Here is a 15956-nt window from a genome sequence, read left to right as displayed (position 1 = left end):
CTCCGGAAGGTTGAGTACGCGAGCATGAATGTGCCCGTTCGAACTCTACGACGACTGACGCCACGCCAAATCGACAGCTGTCGGAAAGCAGCGGATTGGCGTTTGTCCCTAGTCGATTGATGTTGCCTTCGCGACCATACGATCAAATAATGTAATCCATTACATCCCGTTCGCCGGTCGGCGGCGCAGCGTATGCCGGAGACGGTTCGTCCACGCGAGGAAGTGTCCATTGCCGATGTCGCGCAGCGCGCGGGCGTGTCGGTGGCGACCGTATCGCGCGTGCTCAACGGCCATACGAACGTTCGCGAGGTCACGCGTGAGAAAGTGCGTGCCGCGGTGGCGTCGAGCGGTTATCGCATCAACGAGCTCGCGCGCAATCTGCGCACGGCCGAAAGCCGCCTGCTGCTCACCATGGTTCCCGACTTCGGCAATCCGTTCTACGCGGCGATCGTGCGCGGCATCGACAGCGTTGCACGCCAGAACGGCTACTTCATGTTGTTGTGCGATACCGGCGCGGACCCGCTGCGCGAGCGCAGCTATTTCGATCTGTTGCGTGGCCGGCGGGCGGACGGCGCGATCTGCCTCGATCCGGCCGCCGTGCAGAAGGCGCTGGCTGAAGAGGCCTCGACGTTGCCTTGGGTTGCATGCTGCGAGTTCGATCCCGCTGCGGGCGTGCCGTATGTCGGCATCGACAATCATCTCGCCGCCGGCGATGTCGTGCGCTATCTGCTCGGCAAGGGCCACCGGCGCATCGCGCTGATCAACTCGGGGCAAGGCTATCTCTACGGACGTCAGCGGCTCGCCGGTTATCGCGATGCGTTGCAGGACGCCGGCATCGAACCGAATCCCGCGTGGCTGATCGAACTCGACAGCCTCGACTATGACGCAGGCGAAGACGCGGCCGCGCGTCTTGCCGCGCTCGGCGCAACGCGGCCGACTGCGGTGTTCGCCGTCTCGGATACGCTGGCCATCGGCGTGATGAACGGCTTGCGCGGCGCGGGCCTCGCCGTGCCGGACGACGTCGCGGTCGTCGGCTTCGATGACATCGCCGTGGCGGCACATGTCGATCCGCCGCTCACCACGGTCTCGCAACCGATGCAGCAGCTCGGCGAATCGGCGGCTGAGTTGCTGCTCAAACGCCTGCGCGATCCGCGCGCCGACGTGCCGGGCGTGTTGCTGCCACATCGGCTGATCCAGCGTGGGAGCGCCTGACCATGAGCCTCGCGGTGCGCTTCGACGGAGTGGAAAAGCAGTTCGGGCCGGTGCGCGTGCTGCACGGTGTGGACTTCGAGCTGACGCCGGGGCGCATCCATGGCCTGCTCGGCGAGAACGGCGCGGGCAAGTCGACCTTGATGAAGATTCTCGCGGGCTACGAGCGGGCGAGCGCGGGCGCAATCCTGATCGACGGACGTGCGCGCGACTTCGGCAGTTCACGCGATGCCGAAGAGGCCGGCATCGTGCTGATCCACCAGGAATTGAATCTGGCGGATCACCTGAGCATCACGCAGAACATGTTTCTCGGGCACGAGTTGAAGAAGGGCTTCTTCCTCGACGAGACCGCGATGCGCGAGGCCGCACGCGCGCGGCTCGCCGAAGTGGGTCTGCACAAGAATCCGGATACGCGGGTGCGCGATCTGATCGTCGCGGAGAAGCAGTTGGTGGAGATCGCGAAGGCGATGCTGCGCGAAGCGCGCCTGCTCATCATGGACGAGCCGACCGCGACCCTCACGCCTTCGGAGACGCAGCGGCTCTTCGGGCTGATGGCGCGCCTGAAGGAAGCGGGCACGACCATCGTGTACATCTCGCACAAGCTCGATGAAGTCGAGCGCGTCACCGACGAAGTCATCGTGATGCGCGACGGGCGTTTTGTCGCGCGCGCGCCGACTGCCGAACTCACGCGCCAGCAGATGGCGAACCTGATGGTGGGCCGCGAAGTCTCCGACATGTTCCCCGCCAAACCCGCGCTCGCCGCGACGGCGCCGGTCGCTTTCGAAGTCGAGCGGGCTTCGGTGCCGGGCTGGGCGCACGACGTGAGCTTCGCCGTGCGCCAGGGTGAAGTGTTCGGCTTTGCGGGCCTCGTGGGCGCGGGCCGCACGGAACTGTTCGAGGCGCTGGTCGGCCTGCGGCCGCTGGGCGCGGCGCGCGTCGCGGTGAATGGCGCGAGCGTGAAGCTCGGCAATCCGCGCGACGCGATGCGCCATGGCCTCACTTATTTGAGCGAAGATCGCAAGGGCCGCGGCCTGCATGTCGACATGGCGCTGAAAGACAACCTGACGATGATGACGCTGGAACGCTACGCGCATCCGCTCGTCGACATGCGCGCCGAACGCGATGCGCTGAAGCAGGCGGTCGGCGACTTCGGCATTCGCACGGGCAACCTGTCGGCGCGTGCGCGGATGCTGTCGGGCGGCAACCAGCAGAAGCTCGCGCTCGCCAAGTTCCTGCATCCCGACCCGCGCGTGATCGTGCTCGATGAACCGACGCGCGGCGTCGATGTTGGCGCGAAACGCGACATCTATTTCCTGATTCACCGGCTCGCCGCGGAAGGGCGCGCGGTGATCGTGATCTCGTCCGAACTGATCGAGCTGATTGGCCTGTGTCATCGCGTCGCCGTGATGTGCGCGGGCGAACTCGTCGCGACGCTCGGCATGGATCTTCTGACCGAAGAGAGGTTGATCGCGCATGCGACCGGCACACACTGAAGACATTGCAAGCGAGAGCCGGCTCTCCAGCGTCGCGCGTTTCCTGTTCGGCGTCGGGCCGCTGATCGGGCTGATTGCGCTGTGCATCGGCGGCACGCTGCTCAACGGCGATTTCGCCACCGTCGACAACGCGATGAACGTGCTCACGCGCACGTCGTTCATCGGCATCATCGCGGTGGGCATGACCTTCGTGATCATCTCCGGCGGCATCGATCTCTCGGTCGGTTCGATGGCCGCGCTCATCGCGGGCAGCATGATCTACGTGATGAACGGGCTGCTGCAGGGCTTTCACGGGCACGCGGTGCCGCCGCTCGCGATCATCGCGCTCGGCATCGTGCTGGCGCTCGTGCTCGGCGCGCTGTTCGGCTTTTCGCATGGCGTGCTCGTGACGAAGGGACGCATCGAGCCGTTCATCGTCACGCTCGGCACGCTCGGGATCTTTCGCGCGCTGCTCACGTGGCTCGCGGACGGCGGCGCGCTCACGCTCGACAATTCGCTCGCCGATCTCTACGGCCCGGTTTATTACGCGAGCCTGTTCGGCGTGCCGGTGCCCATCTGGGTGTTCCTGATCGTCGCGGCGGGCGGCGCGCTCGTGCTCAACCGCACCGTGTATGGCCGGCATGTGCAGGCCATCGGCTCGAACGAACAGGTGGCGCGCTACGCGGCCATTCAGGTCGATCGCGTGAAGATCGTGACCTATGTGCTGCTCGGCCTGTGCGTCGCCGTGGCCACCATCCTGTACGTGCCGCGCCTCGGATCGGCCACGCCGACGACGGGCCTGCTGTGGGAACTCGAAGCAATCGCGTCCGTCGTGGTCGGCGGCACCGCGCTGAAGGGCGGCGACGGCCGCGTGATCGGCACGGTGATCGGCGCGATCCTGCTTTCGGTCATCAACAACATCCTGAACCTGACGAGCATCATCAGCGTGTATCTGAATGCGGCGGTGCAGGGCGCCGTGATCATCCTTGTAGCGTATCTGCAGCGCGGCCGCTGCTAGCCGCGCCTGCACATTCATAAAACCGGAGACATCGTCATGAAAAAAATGCTTCGCGCGCTCGGTGCGCTGACACTCGTGGCCAGCGCCTGTGCCGCCATCGCTCCCGCGTCGGCCGCCGACAAGGTCGTGCTCGGCGTCGCGATTCCCACGGCGGATCACGGCTTCACGGGCGGCATCGTCTGGTGGGCCAATGAAGCGAAGAAGGACCTGGAGAAGGCGCATCCTGATCTCAAGGTCATCGTGAAGACGGCGGGCAGCGCGCCCGAGCAGGCCAACCAGGTGCAGGATCTGGTGACGGTCAACAAGATCAATGCGCTCGTGATCTTCCCGCAGGAATCGGCCTCGCTGACGCAGCCGGTCGCGCAGGTGAAGAAGAAGGGCGTGTATGTGACGGTGGTGGATCGCGGCCTGACCGACACCAGCGCGCAGGATGCCTACGTGGCCGGCGACAACACCGCGTTCGGCAAGATCCCCGCCGAGTATCTGGCGAAGGCGCTGGACGGCAAGGGTGACATCGTCGCGCTGCGCGGCATTCCGACGACGCTCGACAACGAGCGCTGGACGGCGTTCGAAGGCGTCATCAAGCAGCATCCGGACATGAAGATCCTCGACGCGAAGTATGCCAACTGGAATCGCGACGATGCCTTCAAGGTGATGCAGGATTATCTGACGCGCTTCAAGCATATCGACGCCGTCTGGGCCGCCGACGACGACATGATGATCGGCGTGCTGAAGGCGATCGATCAGGCCAAGCGCACGGACGTCAAGATTGTGTTCGGCGGTGCGGGATCGAAGGAAGCGGTGAAGCGCGTGATGGACGGCGACAAGCGCGTGCCGGCGGACGTGTCGTACTCGCCGAAGTTCATCTACGACGCGATCAAGCTGACGGCCGAAGCACGGCTGAAGGGCGACAAGCTGCCGGCGACGACCATCATTCCTTCGGTGCTGATCACGAAGGACAACGCCAAGCAGTTCTATTTCCCGAACTCGCCGTTCTGACGCGCGCGGGCCGCGTCATGCGGCCCTGCAGTTTCCACTGAGAGGCGGAAGATGAAGACCATCAAGGGCCCTGCGATCTTTCTGGCGCAGTTCATGGGCGACCAGGCGCCGTTCGATACGCTGGGCAACCTCGCGGCCTGGGCGGCCTCGCTCGGTTACGAGGGCATCCAGGTGCCCGCCGATCCGCGCCTGATCGACCTGGAGAAAGCCGCGTCCAGCGATGCCTATTGCGACCAGATTCGCCGCACGGTGGAAGACGCGGGCGTTGCGATCACCGAGCTCTCGACGCATCTGCAAGGGCAACTGGTCGCCGTGCATCCGGCGTACGACACGCTCTTCGACGGCTTCGCCGCGCCGCACGTGCGCGGTCATCCCGAGGCGCGCACCGAATGGGCGATCGCGCAGCTCAAGCTGGCGGCGGCGGCGTCGAAACGGCTGGGACTCGCCGCGCACGTGACGTTTTCGGGGGCGTTGGCCTGGCCGTATGTGTATCCGTGGCCGCAGCGTCCGGCGGGTCTGGTCGAAGCCGCCTTCGACGAACTCGCGGCGCGCTGGCGCCCGATTCTCGACGAGTTCGATCGTGCGGGCGTCGATGTCTGCTATGAACTGCATCCGGGCGAGGACCTGCACGACGGCGTGACTTTCGAGCGCTTTCTCGCGGCGGTGGACGATCATCCGCGCGCGAACATCCTGTTCGATCCGAGCCACTTCATGCTGCAACAGCTGGATTACCTCGCGTTCATCGACATTTACCACGCCCGCATCAAGGCGTTCCATGTGAAGGACGCGGAGTTCCGGCCGAACGGACGGCAGGGCGTGTACGGCGGTTATTCGGGATGGGCCGAGCGGGCGGGACGGTTTCGTTCGCTCGGCGACGGCCAGATCGACTTCAAGGCGATCTTCTCGAAGATGGCGCAGTACGACTTTCCGGGCTGGGCCGTGCTCGAATGGGAATGCGCGTTAAAGCATCCGGAAGACGGCGCGCGCGAGGGTGCGCCGTTCATTCGCGAGCACATCATCCGCGTGGCGGAACGTGCCTTCGACGACTTCGCCGGCAGCGGCGCGAGCCGCGCGCAAATGCGCGGGCTGCTGGGCATCGGAGAGGCGCGATGAGGCGCGTGCGGCTGGGCATGGTCGGCGGCGGCGAGGGCGCGTTCATCGGCGCGGTGCATCGCATGGCGGCGCGGCTCGACGACCGCTGGGAGCTGGTGGCAGGCGCGTTGTCGGCGGATGCGGGACGGGCGGCGGCGAGCGCGGCGGCGATCGGCCTTTCGCGCAGTTACGACGACTATCGCGAGATGGCGCGGGCCGAGGCGGCGCGAACCGATGGCGTCGAAGCGGTGGCGATCGTCACGCCGAATCATCTGCATGCGCCGGTCGCGACGGCCTTTCTCGAAGCCGGCATCCACGTGATCTGCGACAAGCCGCTGGCGGTGTCGCTCGACGAAGGCGAGGCGCTTGCGAAGCTTGCGCGCGAGAAGGGCCTGCTGTTCGCGGTGACTTATACCTACACGGGTTATCCGCTCGTGCGGCACGCGCGCGGCATGGTGCGGGACGGACTGCTCGGCGACATTCGCGTGGTGCAGGTCGAGTATGCGCAGGACTGGCTGTCGCTGCCGGTGGAGACGCAGTCGAACCGGCAGGCCGTATGGCGCACGGACCCGGCGCTGGCGGGTCCGGCGGGTTGTCTCGGCGATATCGGCACGCATGCGTATCAGCTGGCCGAGTACGTGACCGGCATGCGTCCGTCGGAACTGGCGGCGGACGTGACGACCTTCGTGCCGAACCGGCGCGTGGACGATCACGTGCAGGCGATGTTCCGCTACGACGACGGCGCGCGCGGCATGTTGTGGGCGAGTCAGGTGGCGGCGGGCGAGGAAAACGCGTTGCGGCTGCGCGTGTATGGCACGAAGGCGGGTTTGTCGTTCGATCAGCAGACGCCGAACGAACTGTGGTTCACGCCGATAGGCGGGGCGTCGGAACGGGTCACGCGCGGGCGCGTGCAGAGCGCCGAGGCAGTGCACGCGACGCGCGTGCCGGCGGGGCATCCGGAAGGCTATCTGGAGGCGTTCGCGCAGCTTTATGCGGATGCGGCGACGTGTATCACGAGCGGCACGACGCAGGGCGATGGCTGGCTCACGACGGTCGAGGATGGCGTCGCTGGCTTGCGCTTCATCGATGCGGTGTTGCGGAGCAACGGGAAGGACGGGGCGTGGGTGGGCGTGTCATGAGGCGGGCCATTTGCCGCCCAGCATCGCTGCTTCGAGCATGCCCAGGGTCAATTGGCAACCGCCGAGCGTGTCGCGCGACGCGCGGCTGAAAGGCGTTTTGAACACGGTGAGCAGGAGACGTGACAGGCTCAGCGTGCTGGCGGGATAGTAGTGGGTGATGTCGAACGCACGCATGTCGACGTCGAACGCCGCGCTCCACTCGGTGAGAAACGCCGAGATGCGGTCGGGGTTCAGATCGAGGTCGTGATAGAGATCGGTGTCGCGGGTGAAGTGGTTTCGTCCGAGGAGCGCTTCGACGAACGTCAGGAGCGCGTCCCAGGCTTGATGCTCCGTGACTATCATCAACGGCCCTCCGGCTTGACGGTTGCGTCGTTCCGTTACGCAATCGCACGAGCATAGCCGGGTGTACTCACGCCAGCAACGCTTGCCACAACACAATCAACCAAAGCCCCCACCCAAAAAAAATGCGGCTCCCGAAAGAGCCGCATTCACCTTCAGCATTCAGTCACCCGAACGCTCACGCCCAGTTCGCGTGGAAGCTGCCCGGCTTGTCCGTCCGTTCGAACGTATGCGCGCCGAAGAAATCGCGTTGTGCCTGCACCAGGTTCGCCGGCAGCGTCTCCGAACGATAGCCGTCGAAGTACGCAATCGCCGACGAGAACGCCGGCACCGGAATGCCCGCCTTCACCGCTGCGACAATCACTTCACGCAGCGCGTCCTGATACTTCGCCGCGATGTCGCTGAAGTACGGGTCCAGCAACAAATTCGCGAGTTCCGGATTGGTCTTGTAGGCATCGGTGATCTTCTGCAGGAAGCGCGCGCGGATGATGCAGCCCGCACGGAAGATCTTGGCGATCTCGCCGTAATGCAGATCCCAGTTGTATTCGTCCGATGCCGCGCGCAACTGCGCGAAACCCTGCGCATACGAAACGATCTTCGACAGATACAGCGCACGCCGCACCGCTTCGACGAATGCCGCGCGATCGCCTTCGAAGCCCGGCTTCGGTCCCGACAGCACCTTGCTCGCCGCGACCCGCTGCGTCTTCAGCGACGACAGCACGCGCGCGAACACGGCTTCCGTGATCAGCGGCAGCGGCGCGCCGAGATCGAGCGCATTCTGGCTCGTCCACTTGCCGGTGCCTTTCTGCGCGGCGCGGTCGAGGATGACATCGACGAGATCCTTGCCGGTTTCCTCGTCCTTCTTCGAAAAGATCTTCGACGTGATTTCAATCAGGTAACTATCCAGTTCGCCCTGATTCCACTCGACATACACCTTGCCGAGTTCCTCATTCGACAGACCCGCCACGCGCTTCAGCACGTCATAGCTTTCGGCGATCAACTGCATGTCGCCGTATTCGATGCCGTTGTGCACCATCTTCACGAAATGGCCCGCGCCGTCCGGACCCATGTACGCGACGCACGGCTCGCCGTCCGGCGCCTTCGCTGCGATCTCGGTGAGGATGGGCGCGACCAGTTCGTAGGCTTCCTTCTGGCCGCCCGGCATGATCGACGGACCCTTCAGCGCGCCTTCCTCGCCGCCCGACACGCCCGTGCCGATGAAATGCAGGCCCGACTTCGCGAGATCCTGGTTGCGGCGGATGGTGTCGGTGAAATGGGTGTTGCCGCCGTCGATGAGAATGTCGCCTTTCTCGAGCAGCGGGCGAAGCTGGGCGATGGTGTCGTCGGTGCCGGCGCCGGCCTTCACCATCATCAGGATGCGGCGCGGCTTTTCGAGCGACTGCACGAACTCTTCGAGCGTGTACGTGGGGACCAACTTCTTATCGGGGTGTTCGGCAATCAGTTCGTCGGTTTTCTCGCGGCTGCGGTTGTAGACCGAAACGGCGTGTCCGCGGCTCTCGATGTTCAGGGCCAGGTTGCGGCCCATGACGGCGAGGCCCACCACGCCGATAGCTTGCTTGCTCATGCTTGATCTCCGAAAGACCGAAGCCGCGCGGCTCGTGGCGCGCGGCTTCGGGGTGAAAACGTGTCGATGGGAGCGGCGCCCGCGCGTGGAGAGATCGCCTCACGGTGCGGCCGGCGATGGGCCGGACCGGTCAGACGCGCGAACGCAGACCGACCCGAATTTACCACTTTGACGCGCTTCCAGCAGGGAGCGCGCTGTCCGGACGAGCGCCGGACGCCGCCCCGTCTTAGAATGTCAGCCCGCAACGAACACGCCGCGAAGGCGCCTGGAACATGCCGCCCGCACGGCGCGCGCGACGCCATCATTACTCGGTCTACGTCGTCGAATTGTCCGACCAGGTCTGGAACGAAGCGCGCTTTCGCCGCGCCAATCCGGACTATGTCGTCGGCAAGCCGTTCGTCTATGTGGGCATGACGGGCATCGATCCGGACGTGCGTTTCGACAAGCACAAGGCGGGCATCCAGTCGAACCGCTTCGTGCGCGACTACGGTCTGCGGCTCCTGCCGCAACTGTACGAGATGTACAACCCGATGCCCTACGACGGCGCGTGCGACATGGAAGTGGAACTGGGCATCGGTTTGCGGGAAGCGGGTTATGGCGTCTGGCAGGCCTGACACGGACTCAATGACAAGGAGCGGGACATGCGGATTCTGGTAGTGGGTGCGGGGGCGATCGGCGGTTATTTCGGGGCGCGGCTGCTGGAAGCGGGCCGGGACGTCACGTTTCTCGTGCGCGAGCGCCGCGCGGAACGGCTGCGGCAATGCGGCCTGAAGGTGAAGAGTCCGGAGGGCGATCTCACGTTCGCCTGCCCGCCGATGACTCTCGCCAAAGACCTGACCCACCCGTTCGACCTGATCCTGCTGAGCTGCAAGGCTTACGACCTGCAAAATGCGATCGATTCGTTCGCGCCCGCTGTCGGTCCGGACACGGTGATCCTGCCGCTGCTCAACGGCATGGCGCATCTCGATGCGCTCGACGCGCGCTTCGGCGCGGCCAACGTGCTCGGCGGCCAGTGCGTGATCGCCGCGACGCTCGATGCCGAAGGCGAGATCGTCCATCTGAACAACATGCATTCGATGACGGTCGGCGAGCGCGCCGGCGGACGCTCCGCGCGCATCGAGGCGGTCGCGGCGCAGCTCGACGGCGCCGGATTCGAACTGAACGTGAGCGAGGACATCCTGCAATCGATGTGGGACAAGTGGGTGTTCCTCGCCACGCTCGCGACCGGCACGTGCCTGATGCGTGCGCCAATCGGCGACATTCTCGATGCGCCCGGCGGCGAAGACGTGCTCAGGCGGCTCTTCATGGAGTGCCAGGGCGTCGCGGCGGACAACGATCATCCGCCGCCGGAAGCGGTCATCGAGCGGGCGCGCGCGAGCTTCGGGCAGCGCGGCTCGCTGCTGACCGCGTCGATGCTGCGCGACCTCGAGAACGGCGCGCCGATCGAAGCGGATCACATCGTCGGCGATCTGATCGCGCGGCGGCGCTCGAAGGTGGAGGGCGCATCGATGCTGGAAGTGGCGTACGCGCATCTGAAAGCCTACGAAGCGCGCCGGACGCGCACCGCACGCGCATGACCGAGCAGCACGCGCCGCGTCCCGGCATCGCGGAAATCTTCACGGGCTTTCTCACGCTCGGACTGACCGCGTTCGGCGGGGCGCTGCCGCTGGCGCGGCGTGAAATCGTCGAGCGCCGCAAATGGCTCGATGCCGACGAATTCACCGATCTCCTCGGCCTCTGCCAGTTCCTGCCGGGCGGCAACGTGATCAACCTGTCGGTGGCGATCGGCATGCGCTTTCGCGGCGTGCCCGGCGCGCTCGCGGGCCTGCTCGGGCTGCTGGTCGGGCCTTCGCTGATCGTGATCGGACTCGGCGTGATCTATCAGCGCACGCATCATGACCCGCGCATCGCGCATCTGTTCGCCGGCCTCGCGGCGGCCGCGGCGGGCTTGCTGATCGCGATGGCGGTGAAGCTCCTCTGGCCGCTGCGGCGCAAACCCGAGGCGGCGGGTGTCGCGCTGCTGATGTTCGCGGCCATCGCGTTCCTGCGCACGCCGCTCCTGCCGACCATGCTCGTCTTCACGCCGATCTCGGTCCTGGTCGCCTGGAAGGTGGGCCGATGAATCACGACCTGGTTTCGCTCGCGGCCATCTTCAGCCAGCTCTCGCTGCTGGCGTTCGGCGGCGGCAATTCCATCCTGCCGGAGATGCAGCGTCAGGTCGTGCAGGTGCACGAATGGATGTCGAAGGCCGATTTCTCGGCGTTGTTCGCGCTCGCGCAGGCGGCGCCGGGCCCGAACATGATGGTCGTCACGCTGATCGGCTGGCATGTGGCCGGCTGGCCGGGCGTGCTGGTCACGTCGATTGCGAAGTTCGGACCGTCGTCGCTGGTGACGATGGCCGCGCTCCACGCGTGGGAACGCTTCAAGACGCGTCCGTGGCGGCGCACCGTGCAACTCGGGCTCGTGCCGATCACGGCGGGACTCGTGGCGGCGAGTGCGCTGCTGATCGCCGAGGCCTCCGACGAAACCGTCATGCTGACGGCGATCACCGCCGCCGTGGCGCTGCTGTCGTACCGGACGAAGCTGCATCCGCTGTGGCTGCTGGCGGCCGGTGCGCTGATCGGCCTGACGGGATTCGGGCAATAGCCGAGGCTTGCGCGGGCAGGCTTCCTGCTGAAAAACTCACAACCAGGACACAAGGACGAGCGCCATGACGACGAACCTCGAATACGTGAAGACCGCGCCGGAACGCGCGGAACTCGACACCACGCGCGGCCCGCTGGTTGTCGAGTTCGGCACGGACTGGTGCGGCCATTGCCGCGCGGCGCAGCCGCTGATTGCGCAGGCGTTTCAGGAGCATGACGCGGTGCGGCACATGAAGATCGAGGACGGCAGCGGCCGGCCGCTCGGCCGCTCGTTCCGGGTCAAGCTCTGGCCGACGCTCGTCTTTTTGCGTGATGGCAAGGAAGTCGCGCGGCTCGTTAGGCCGGGCGATGTCGCCCCGATCCGCGACGCGCTGGCGCAGATCGAGGCACCGTCCGCGCAATAAGGCCGCCATGTGCAATGCCGCAACGGCATTGCGCTTTGTCATTGAATTCCGAAGCCGGTGAGCCGATCGCGCAAATCGCTTTGCACTGACTCGATTGCGAGCCGCAGGTCGAAACGTCCATCAGGCTTTGACTTGAGACACTGGCATGTCTTTATGTCCCACGTCTTAAATGCGATATAGAGTTGTTCGCATAATTGACTGCGCGGTAAATCTACAAAAATTTCCAAAAATACCTGATTGATTAAAAAATCCCTGCATTATTATCGTAAATGTGACTGCCCTTTCTTCTTATTGAGAAAATGGAAGGCGCAATCGCCAGAGTTGTATTTCGATGAAAATATCACCATATTGGCTGGAGCCAAAACATGATTAAAACGAGCAAAGTGTTGAAATTTGGTGTGGTCATTGCTGTCGCAATCGCGGGTAATGCCATGGCGGCTTCCCTGAAGTGCCCCGCTGTTTCCGATATCAAGCAGACCCCCGGGTCGTACGGCGGCTTTGCCTACATGGCCGCAGCCGGCGATGGCAAGCAGTGGACGGGCGAAAACATCATGGCCAACGAGTCGGATCTGCGCGCAACGGGTTTCAAGGAAGCCTATATTCTAAATGCGCGGAATTTCGTCGCGTGCGATTATGTCCTCCCGAACGATCAGGGTGGCGGTATGCGCATGTCGATCAAGATCGATTCCAGCGCCAAAGCCGTGGGAGCCAATTGGCAAAATCAGAAGCAGCCGGATGGCAGCGTTTTGCCCCGCTGTGTTGCGGATAAGCCGCAAAAATGCACTTTCCAACTCGGTTGATTCATTAACCCACACCCTCAAAGCATCACTGCTTCTTTCGGATTATCCCACTCGAGTTTCTGAATTTCGAAGGCAGCTTGTTTAATAAACGAGCACTAAAACTAGAACTAAAAAAGCCTGCTGTTGTGAAACTGAAGTGTTCCGAAAACAAGTGAGCTGAAGCAGGGCCACCCCGCGGCGCGGATCATCGCGCGTGGCGGGGTCAGGCGTGCCTTCTTCTTGATAACGAAGACATCACCCAGAAACCAAGGGTTTTCGCCCAGTCCTTTAGCGTCGAACTAAGTTGTATGATAACCCGACAACCTGACAGGACTGAGCACGTCGTCACCGCATGTTCGAGAAGATTCCGCCGCGCGCGCTGTCCGACACCGTCGCGCAGCAATTGCAGAAGCAGATCGAAAAAGGCAGCTTTGCCGGCACCGGCAAGCTGCCGAGCGAGACCGTGCTCGCGCAGCAATTCGGCGTCAGCCGCACGGTCATCCGCGAGGCCATCTCCCGGCTCAAGAACGAAGGCATGGTGGAACCGCGCCAGGGCAGCGGCGTGTTCATCGTCGAACGGGCGGGCATCCGGCCGCTGCGTATCGATTACGCGCAGGCGGTCGAGCCGGGCGCGGTCGTGCAGATCCTCGCGCTGCGCCGCGCCATCGAGGCCGAAGTGGCCAGCGAAGCCGCGCTCCGGCACAGCGCCGCGCACATGGCGGCCATCGACCAGGCGCTCGCGCAGATCGACGTGGCCGTGCGCGAGGCGCGCGACGGCGTCGCGGAAGACGTCGCGTTCCATCGCGAGATCGCGACCGCCAGCGGCAATCCTTATTTCCTGAAAACGCTCACCTTCCTGAACCAGTATCTCGAAGCGGGCACGCTCGTCACGCGCGGCAACGAAGCGCTGCGCGAGGACTTCATGCGGCAGGTGCGCGAGGAACATGCGGCGATCGTCGAGGCCATCCGCGCACGCGATGCCGACGCCGCACGCCGCGCCGCGCAGACGCATCTCATCAACGCCGCGCGCCGTCTGGCGGAAGCGGGCATTTGCTGAATCCCTATCCGACGAAGAGGACAACATGACGAGAAACGTGGGCGTTATCGGGCTGGGCGCGATGGGCATGGGCGTCGCCCGTTCGCTGCTGCGCGCGGGCTTTGCGGTGCACGCGTGCGACGTGCGCCAGCCCGTGCTGGACGCGTTCGCGGCGGAAGGCGGCGTGGCGTGTGCATCGCCGGCCGAACTCGGCGCGCAGTGCGACGTGGTGCTGACGGTCGTCGTCAACGCGGCGCAGACCGAAGCCGTGCTGTTCGCCGAAACCGGCGCCGTGCCCGCGATGAAGCCGGGCGGCGTGGTCCTCGCGTGCGCGACGGTATCGCCGCAGTTCGCCGCAGACCTTGGCGCGCGCTGCGAGGCGCGGGGCGTGCAGATGCTCGATGCGCCGCTCTGGGGCGGCGCGGCGAAGGCCAACTCCGGTGCGATGACGATGATGACGTCCGGCCCCGCTGCCGCTTATGCCGCGTGCGAGGACGTGCTCGGGGCGATCGCCGGGCAGGTGTATCGGCTGGGCGAGGCGCACGGCGCGGGGTCGAAGGTCAAGATCATCAATCAGCTGCTGGCGGGCGTGCATATCGCGGCGGCGGCCGAGGCCATGGCGCTGGGTCTGCGGGAAGGCGTCGATCCCGATGCGCTCTATGAAGTCATCACGCACAGCGCGGGCAATTCGTGGATGTTCGAGAACCGCGTGCCGCACATTCTCACTGGCGACTACACGCCGCTGTCCGCCGTCGATATCTTCGTCAAGGATCTCGGCCTGGTGCTGGATACGGCGCGCACCTCGAAGTTTCCGCTGCCGCTGTCGGCGGCGGCGCATCAGATGTTCATGATGGCGTCCACCGCCGGCCATGGCGGCGAGGACGATTCCGCGGTCATCAAGATCTTTCCGGGCATCGAGGTGCCGAAGGGAGCGAAGGCATGACGGGCAACACACAAGCGCCGCAAGCGCTGCTCGGCTGCATCGCCGACGATTTCACCGGCGCCACCGATCTCGCCAACATGCTGGTGCGCGGCGGCATGCGCACGGTGCAGACTATCGGCGTGCCGGAGGCGGGCGCGCGCATCGAGGCGGATGCGCTGGTGGTCGCGCTCAAGTCGCGCACCATCGACGCAAAAGAGGCCGTGCGCCAGTCGCTCGACGCGCTCGACTGGCTGCGCGCGCAAGGCTGCACACAGTTCTTCTTCAAGTACTGCTCGACCTTCGATTCCACCGATCGCGGCAACATCGGCCCCGTCGCGGACGCGCTGCTCGATGCGCTCGGCGACGACTTCACGATTGCCTGCCCGGCGTTCCCGGAGAACGGCCGGACGCTGTTCCGCGGCCATCTGTTCGTCGGCGACGTGCTGCTGAGCGAATCGGGCATGGAGCATCATCCGCTCACGCCGATGACCGATCCGAATCTCGTGCGCGTCCTGCAACGGCAGACGCCATCGAAGGTCGGGCTGCTGCGCTACGACACGATCGCGCAAGGCGCGGACGCGGTGCGCGCGGGCATCGCCGGATTGCGGCAGGAAGGCGTGCGCCTGGCGATCGCCGATGCCGTCTCCGACGCCGATCTCTACACGCTCGGCGAAGCATGCCGCGATCTCGCGCTGATTACCGGCGGCTCCGGCGTCGCGCTGGGCTTGCCGCGCAACTTCGGCGCGGCCAACCGGCTCGCGCATGCGGAACAGGCGGCGGCGCTGCCGTCGATCGACGGCAAGGCGGTCGTGCTGGCGGGCAGCGCATCGAAAGCGACGAACGCGCAGGTGGCGGCGTGGCGCGCGTCGAGGCCGAGCTTTCGCGTGGATCCGCTGGCGCTCGCGCGCGGCGAGCCGGTGGTCGATCAGGCGGTCGCGTTCGCGCGCGAGCACTTCGGCAAGAACGAAATCGTGCTGATCTACGCAACCTCGTCGCCTGACGAAGTCAAGGCGGTGCAGAGCCAGCTGGGCGTTGAGCAGGCGGGACAACTGGTGGAAGCGGCGCTTGCCGGCATCGCGCGGCGCTTGCGGGATGAAGGCGTGCGCAAGTTCGTCGTCGCGGGCGGCGAGACCTCCGGCGCGGTCGTGCAGGCGCTGGACGTGCGCAGCCTGCGGATCGGCCCGCAGATCGATCCGGGCGTGCCGGCGACGCAGTCCATCGGCGCGCAAGCGGGCGATGCGCTCGGCCTCGCGCTCAAATCCGGCAATTTCGGCACCGCCGATTTCTTCGAGAAAGCGCTGCGGGCGCTGTGATGAA

General features: G+C 65.2%; 17 protein-coding genes. 15 read left to right on the top strand and 2 right to left on the bottom strand.

Annotated features, from left to right (window positions below; translation table 11 throughout):
- Positions 1–192 precede the first annotated feature (192 nt).
- Genes QCE83_RS27580 through QCE83_RS27555 form a run of 6 tightly spaced genes read left to right on the top strand, consistent with a single transcriptional unit; the run spans position 193 to position 6929 of the window.
- Positions 193–1212: a LacI family DNA-binding transcriptional regulator gene (locus tag QCE83_RS27580; protein ID WP_309818851.1), complete on the top strand. Its 1020-nt coding sequence runs from the start codon at positions 193–195 to the stop codon at positions 1210–1212.
- Positions 1213–1214: 2 nt separating this feature from the next.
- Entirely contained in the window at positions 1215–2702 is a 1488-nt protein-coding gene (locus QCE83_RS27575) for a sugar ABC transporter ATP-binding protein (RefSeq protein ID WP_309818849.1), read from the top strand.
- Positions 2683–3699, top strand: coding sequence for an ABC transporter permease (locus QCE83_RS27570; protein ID WP_309818847.1), 1017 nt, complete (start codon positions 2683–2685; stop codon positions 3697–3699). Before QCE83_RS27575 ends, QCE83_RS27570 begins: the two co-directional genes overlap by 20 nt.
- Positions 3700–3735: 36 nt before the next feature.
- On the top strand, positions 3736–4698 hold the full coding sequence (locus QCE83_RS27565; RefSeq protein ID WP_309818846.1) for a substrate-binding domain-containing protein: 963 nt from the start codon (positions 3736–3738) through the stop codon (positions 4696–4698).
- A gap of 51 nt (positions 4699–4749) precedes the next feature.
- Entirely contained in the window at positions 4750–5811 is a 1062-nt protein-coding gene (locus QCE83_RS27560; protein ID WP_309818843.1) for a sugar phosphate isomerase/epimerase family protein, read from the top strand.
- Complete coding sequence (locus QCE83_RS27555; RefSeq protein WP_309818841.1) at positions 5808–6929, top strand: Gfo/Idh/MocA family oxidoreductase; 1122 nt, start codon at positions 5808–5810, stop codon at positions 6927–6929. Before QCE83_RS27560 ends, QCE83_RS27555 begins: the two co-directional genes overlap by 4 nt.
- Here QCE83_RS27555 and QCE83_RS27550 read toward each other — a convergent pair.
- Together QCE83_RS27550 and gndA are read right to left on the bottom strand one after the other, a co-directional pair.
- The gene (locus QCE83_RS27550) at positions 6924–7271 is read right to left on the bottom strand and encodes a DUF1493 family protein (protein ID WP_309818838.1); all 348 of its coding nucleotides are present in this window, start codon (positions 7269–7271) and stop codon (positions 6924–6926) included. The two genes, QCE83_RS27555 and QCE83_RS27550, sit on opposite strands and share 6 nt — an antisense overlap.
- 175 nt (positions 7272–7446) lie before the next feature.
- The gene (gene gndA, locus QCE83_RS27545) at positions 7447–8853 is read right to left on the bottom strand and encodes an NADP-dependent phosphogluconate dehydrogenase (protein ID WP_309818836.1); all 1407 of its coding nucleotides are present in this window, start codon (positions 8851–8853) and stop codon (positions 7447–7449) included.
- 272 nt (positions 8854–9125) lie between these two features.
- On the opposite strand from gndA, the gene QCE83_RS27540 reads away from it, so the two are divergent.
- The 9 genes from QCE83_RS27540 (at position 9126) to otnK (ending at position 15952) form a co-directional block, all read left to right on the top strand.
- A complete protein-coding gene (locus QCE83_RS27540; RefSeq protein ID WP_309818834.1) occupies positions 9126–9467 on the top strand; it encodes a hypothetical protein in 342 nt (113 codons plus the stop codon).
- 27 nt (positions 9468–9494) lie between these two features.
- Positions 9495–10430, top strand: a complete 936-nt coding sequence (gene panE / locus QCE83_RS27535; protein WP_309818833.1) for a 2-dehydropantoate 2-reductase — start codon at positions 9495–9497, stop codon at positions 10428–10430.
- Positions 10427–10975, top strand: a complete 549-nt coding sequence (locus QCE83_RS27530) for a chromate transporter (RefSeq protein WP_309818831.1) — start codon at positions 10427–10429, stop codon at positions 10973–10975. Before panE ends, QCE83_RS27530 begins: the two co-directional genes overlap by 4 nt.
- Positions 10972–11499, top strand: a complete 528-nt coding sequence (locus tag QCE83_RS27525) for a chromate transporter (RefSeq protein ID WP_309818829.1) — start codon at positions 10972–10974, stop codon at positions 11497–11499. Before QCE83_RS27530 ends, QCE83_RS27525 begins: the two co-directional genes overlap by 4 nt.
- A 64-nt stretch (positions 11500–11563) precedes the next feature.
- Positions 11564–11902, top strand: a complete 339-nt coding sequence (locus QCE83_RS27520; RefSeq protein ID WP_309818828.1) for a thioredoxin family protein — start codon at positions 11564–11566, stop codon at positions 11900–11902.
- A gap of 365 nt (positions 11903–12267) precedes the next feature.
- Positions 12268–12702, top strand: a complete 435-nt coding sequence (locus tag QCE83_RS27515) for a DUF3757 domain-containing protein (protein ID WP_309818826.1) — start codon at positions 12268–12270, stop codon at positions 12700–12702.
- A 331-nt stretch (positions 12703–13033) separates the two neighbouring features.
- Entirely contained in the window at positions 13034–13738 is a 705-nt protein-coding gene (locus QCE83_RS27510; RefSeq protein WP_309818823.1) for a FadR/GntR family transcriptional regulator, read from the top strand.
- Positions 13626–14660, top strand: a complete 1035-nt coding sequence (gene ltnD, locus QCE83_RS27505; RefSeq protein WP_309818821.1) for an L-threonate dehydrogenase — start codon at positions 13626–13628, stop codon at positions 14658–14660. Before QCE83_RS27510 ends, ltnD begins: the two co-directional genes overlap by 113 nt.
- Positions 14657–15952: a 3-oxo-tetronate kinase gene (gene otnK, locus QCE83_RS27500; protein WP_309818819.1), complete on the top strand. Its 1296-nt coding sequence runs from the start codon at positions 14657–14659 to the stop codon at positions 15950–15952. The genes ltnD and otnK overlap by 4 nt, the downstream gene beginning before the upstream one ends.
- Positions 15953–15956: the final 4 nt, after the last annotated feature.

Origin of the sequence: Caballeronia sp. LZ034LL, assembly GCF_031451215.1 — a bacterium.
GTDB lineage: Bacteria > Pseudomonadota > Gammaproteobacteria > Burkholderiales > Burkholderiaceae > Caballeronia.
This window is presented reverse-complemented; position numbering and strand designations above follow the sequence as displayed.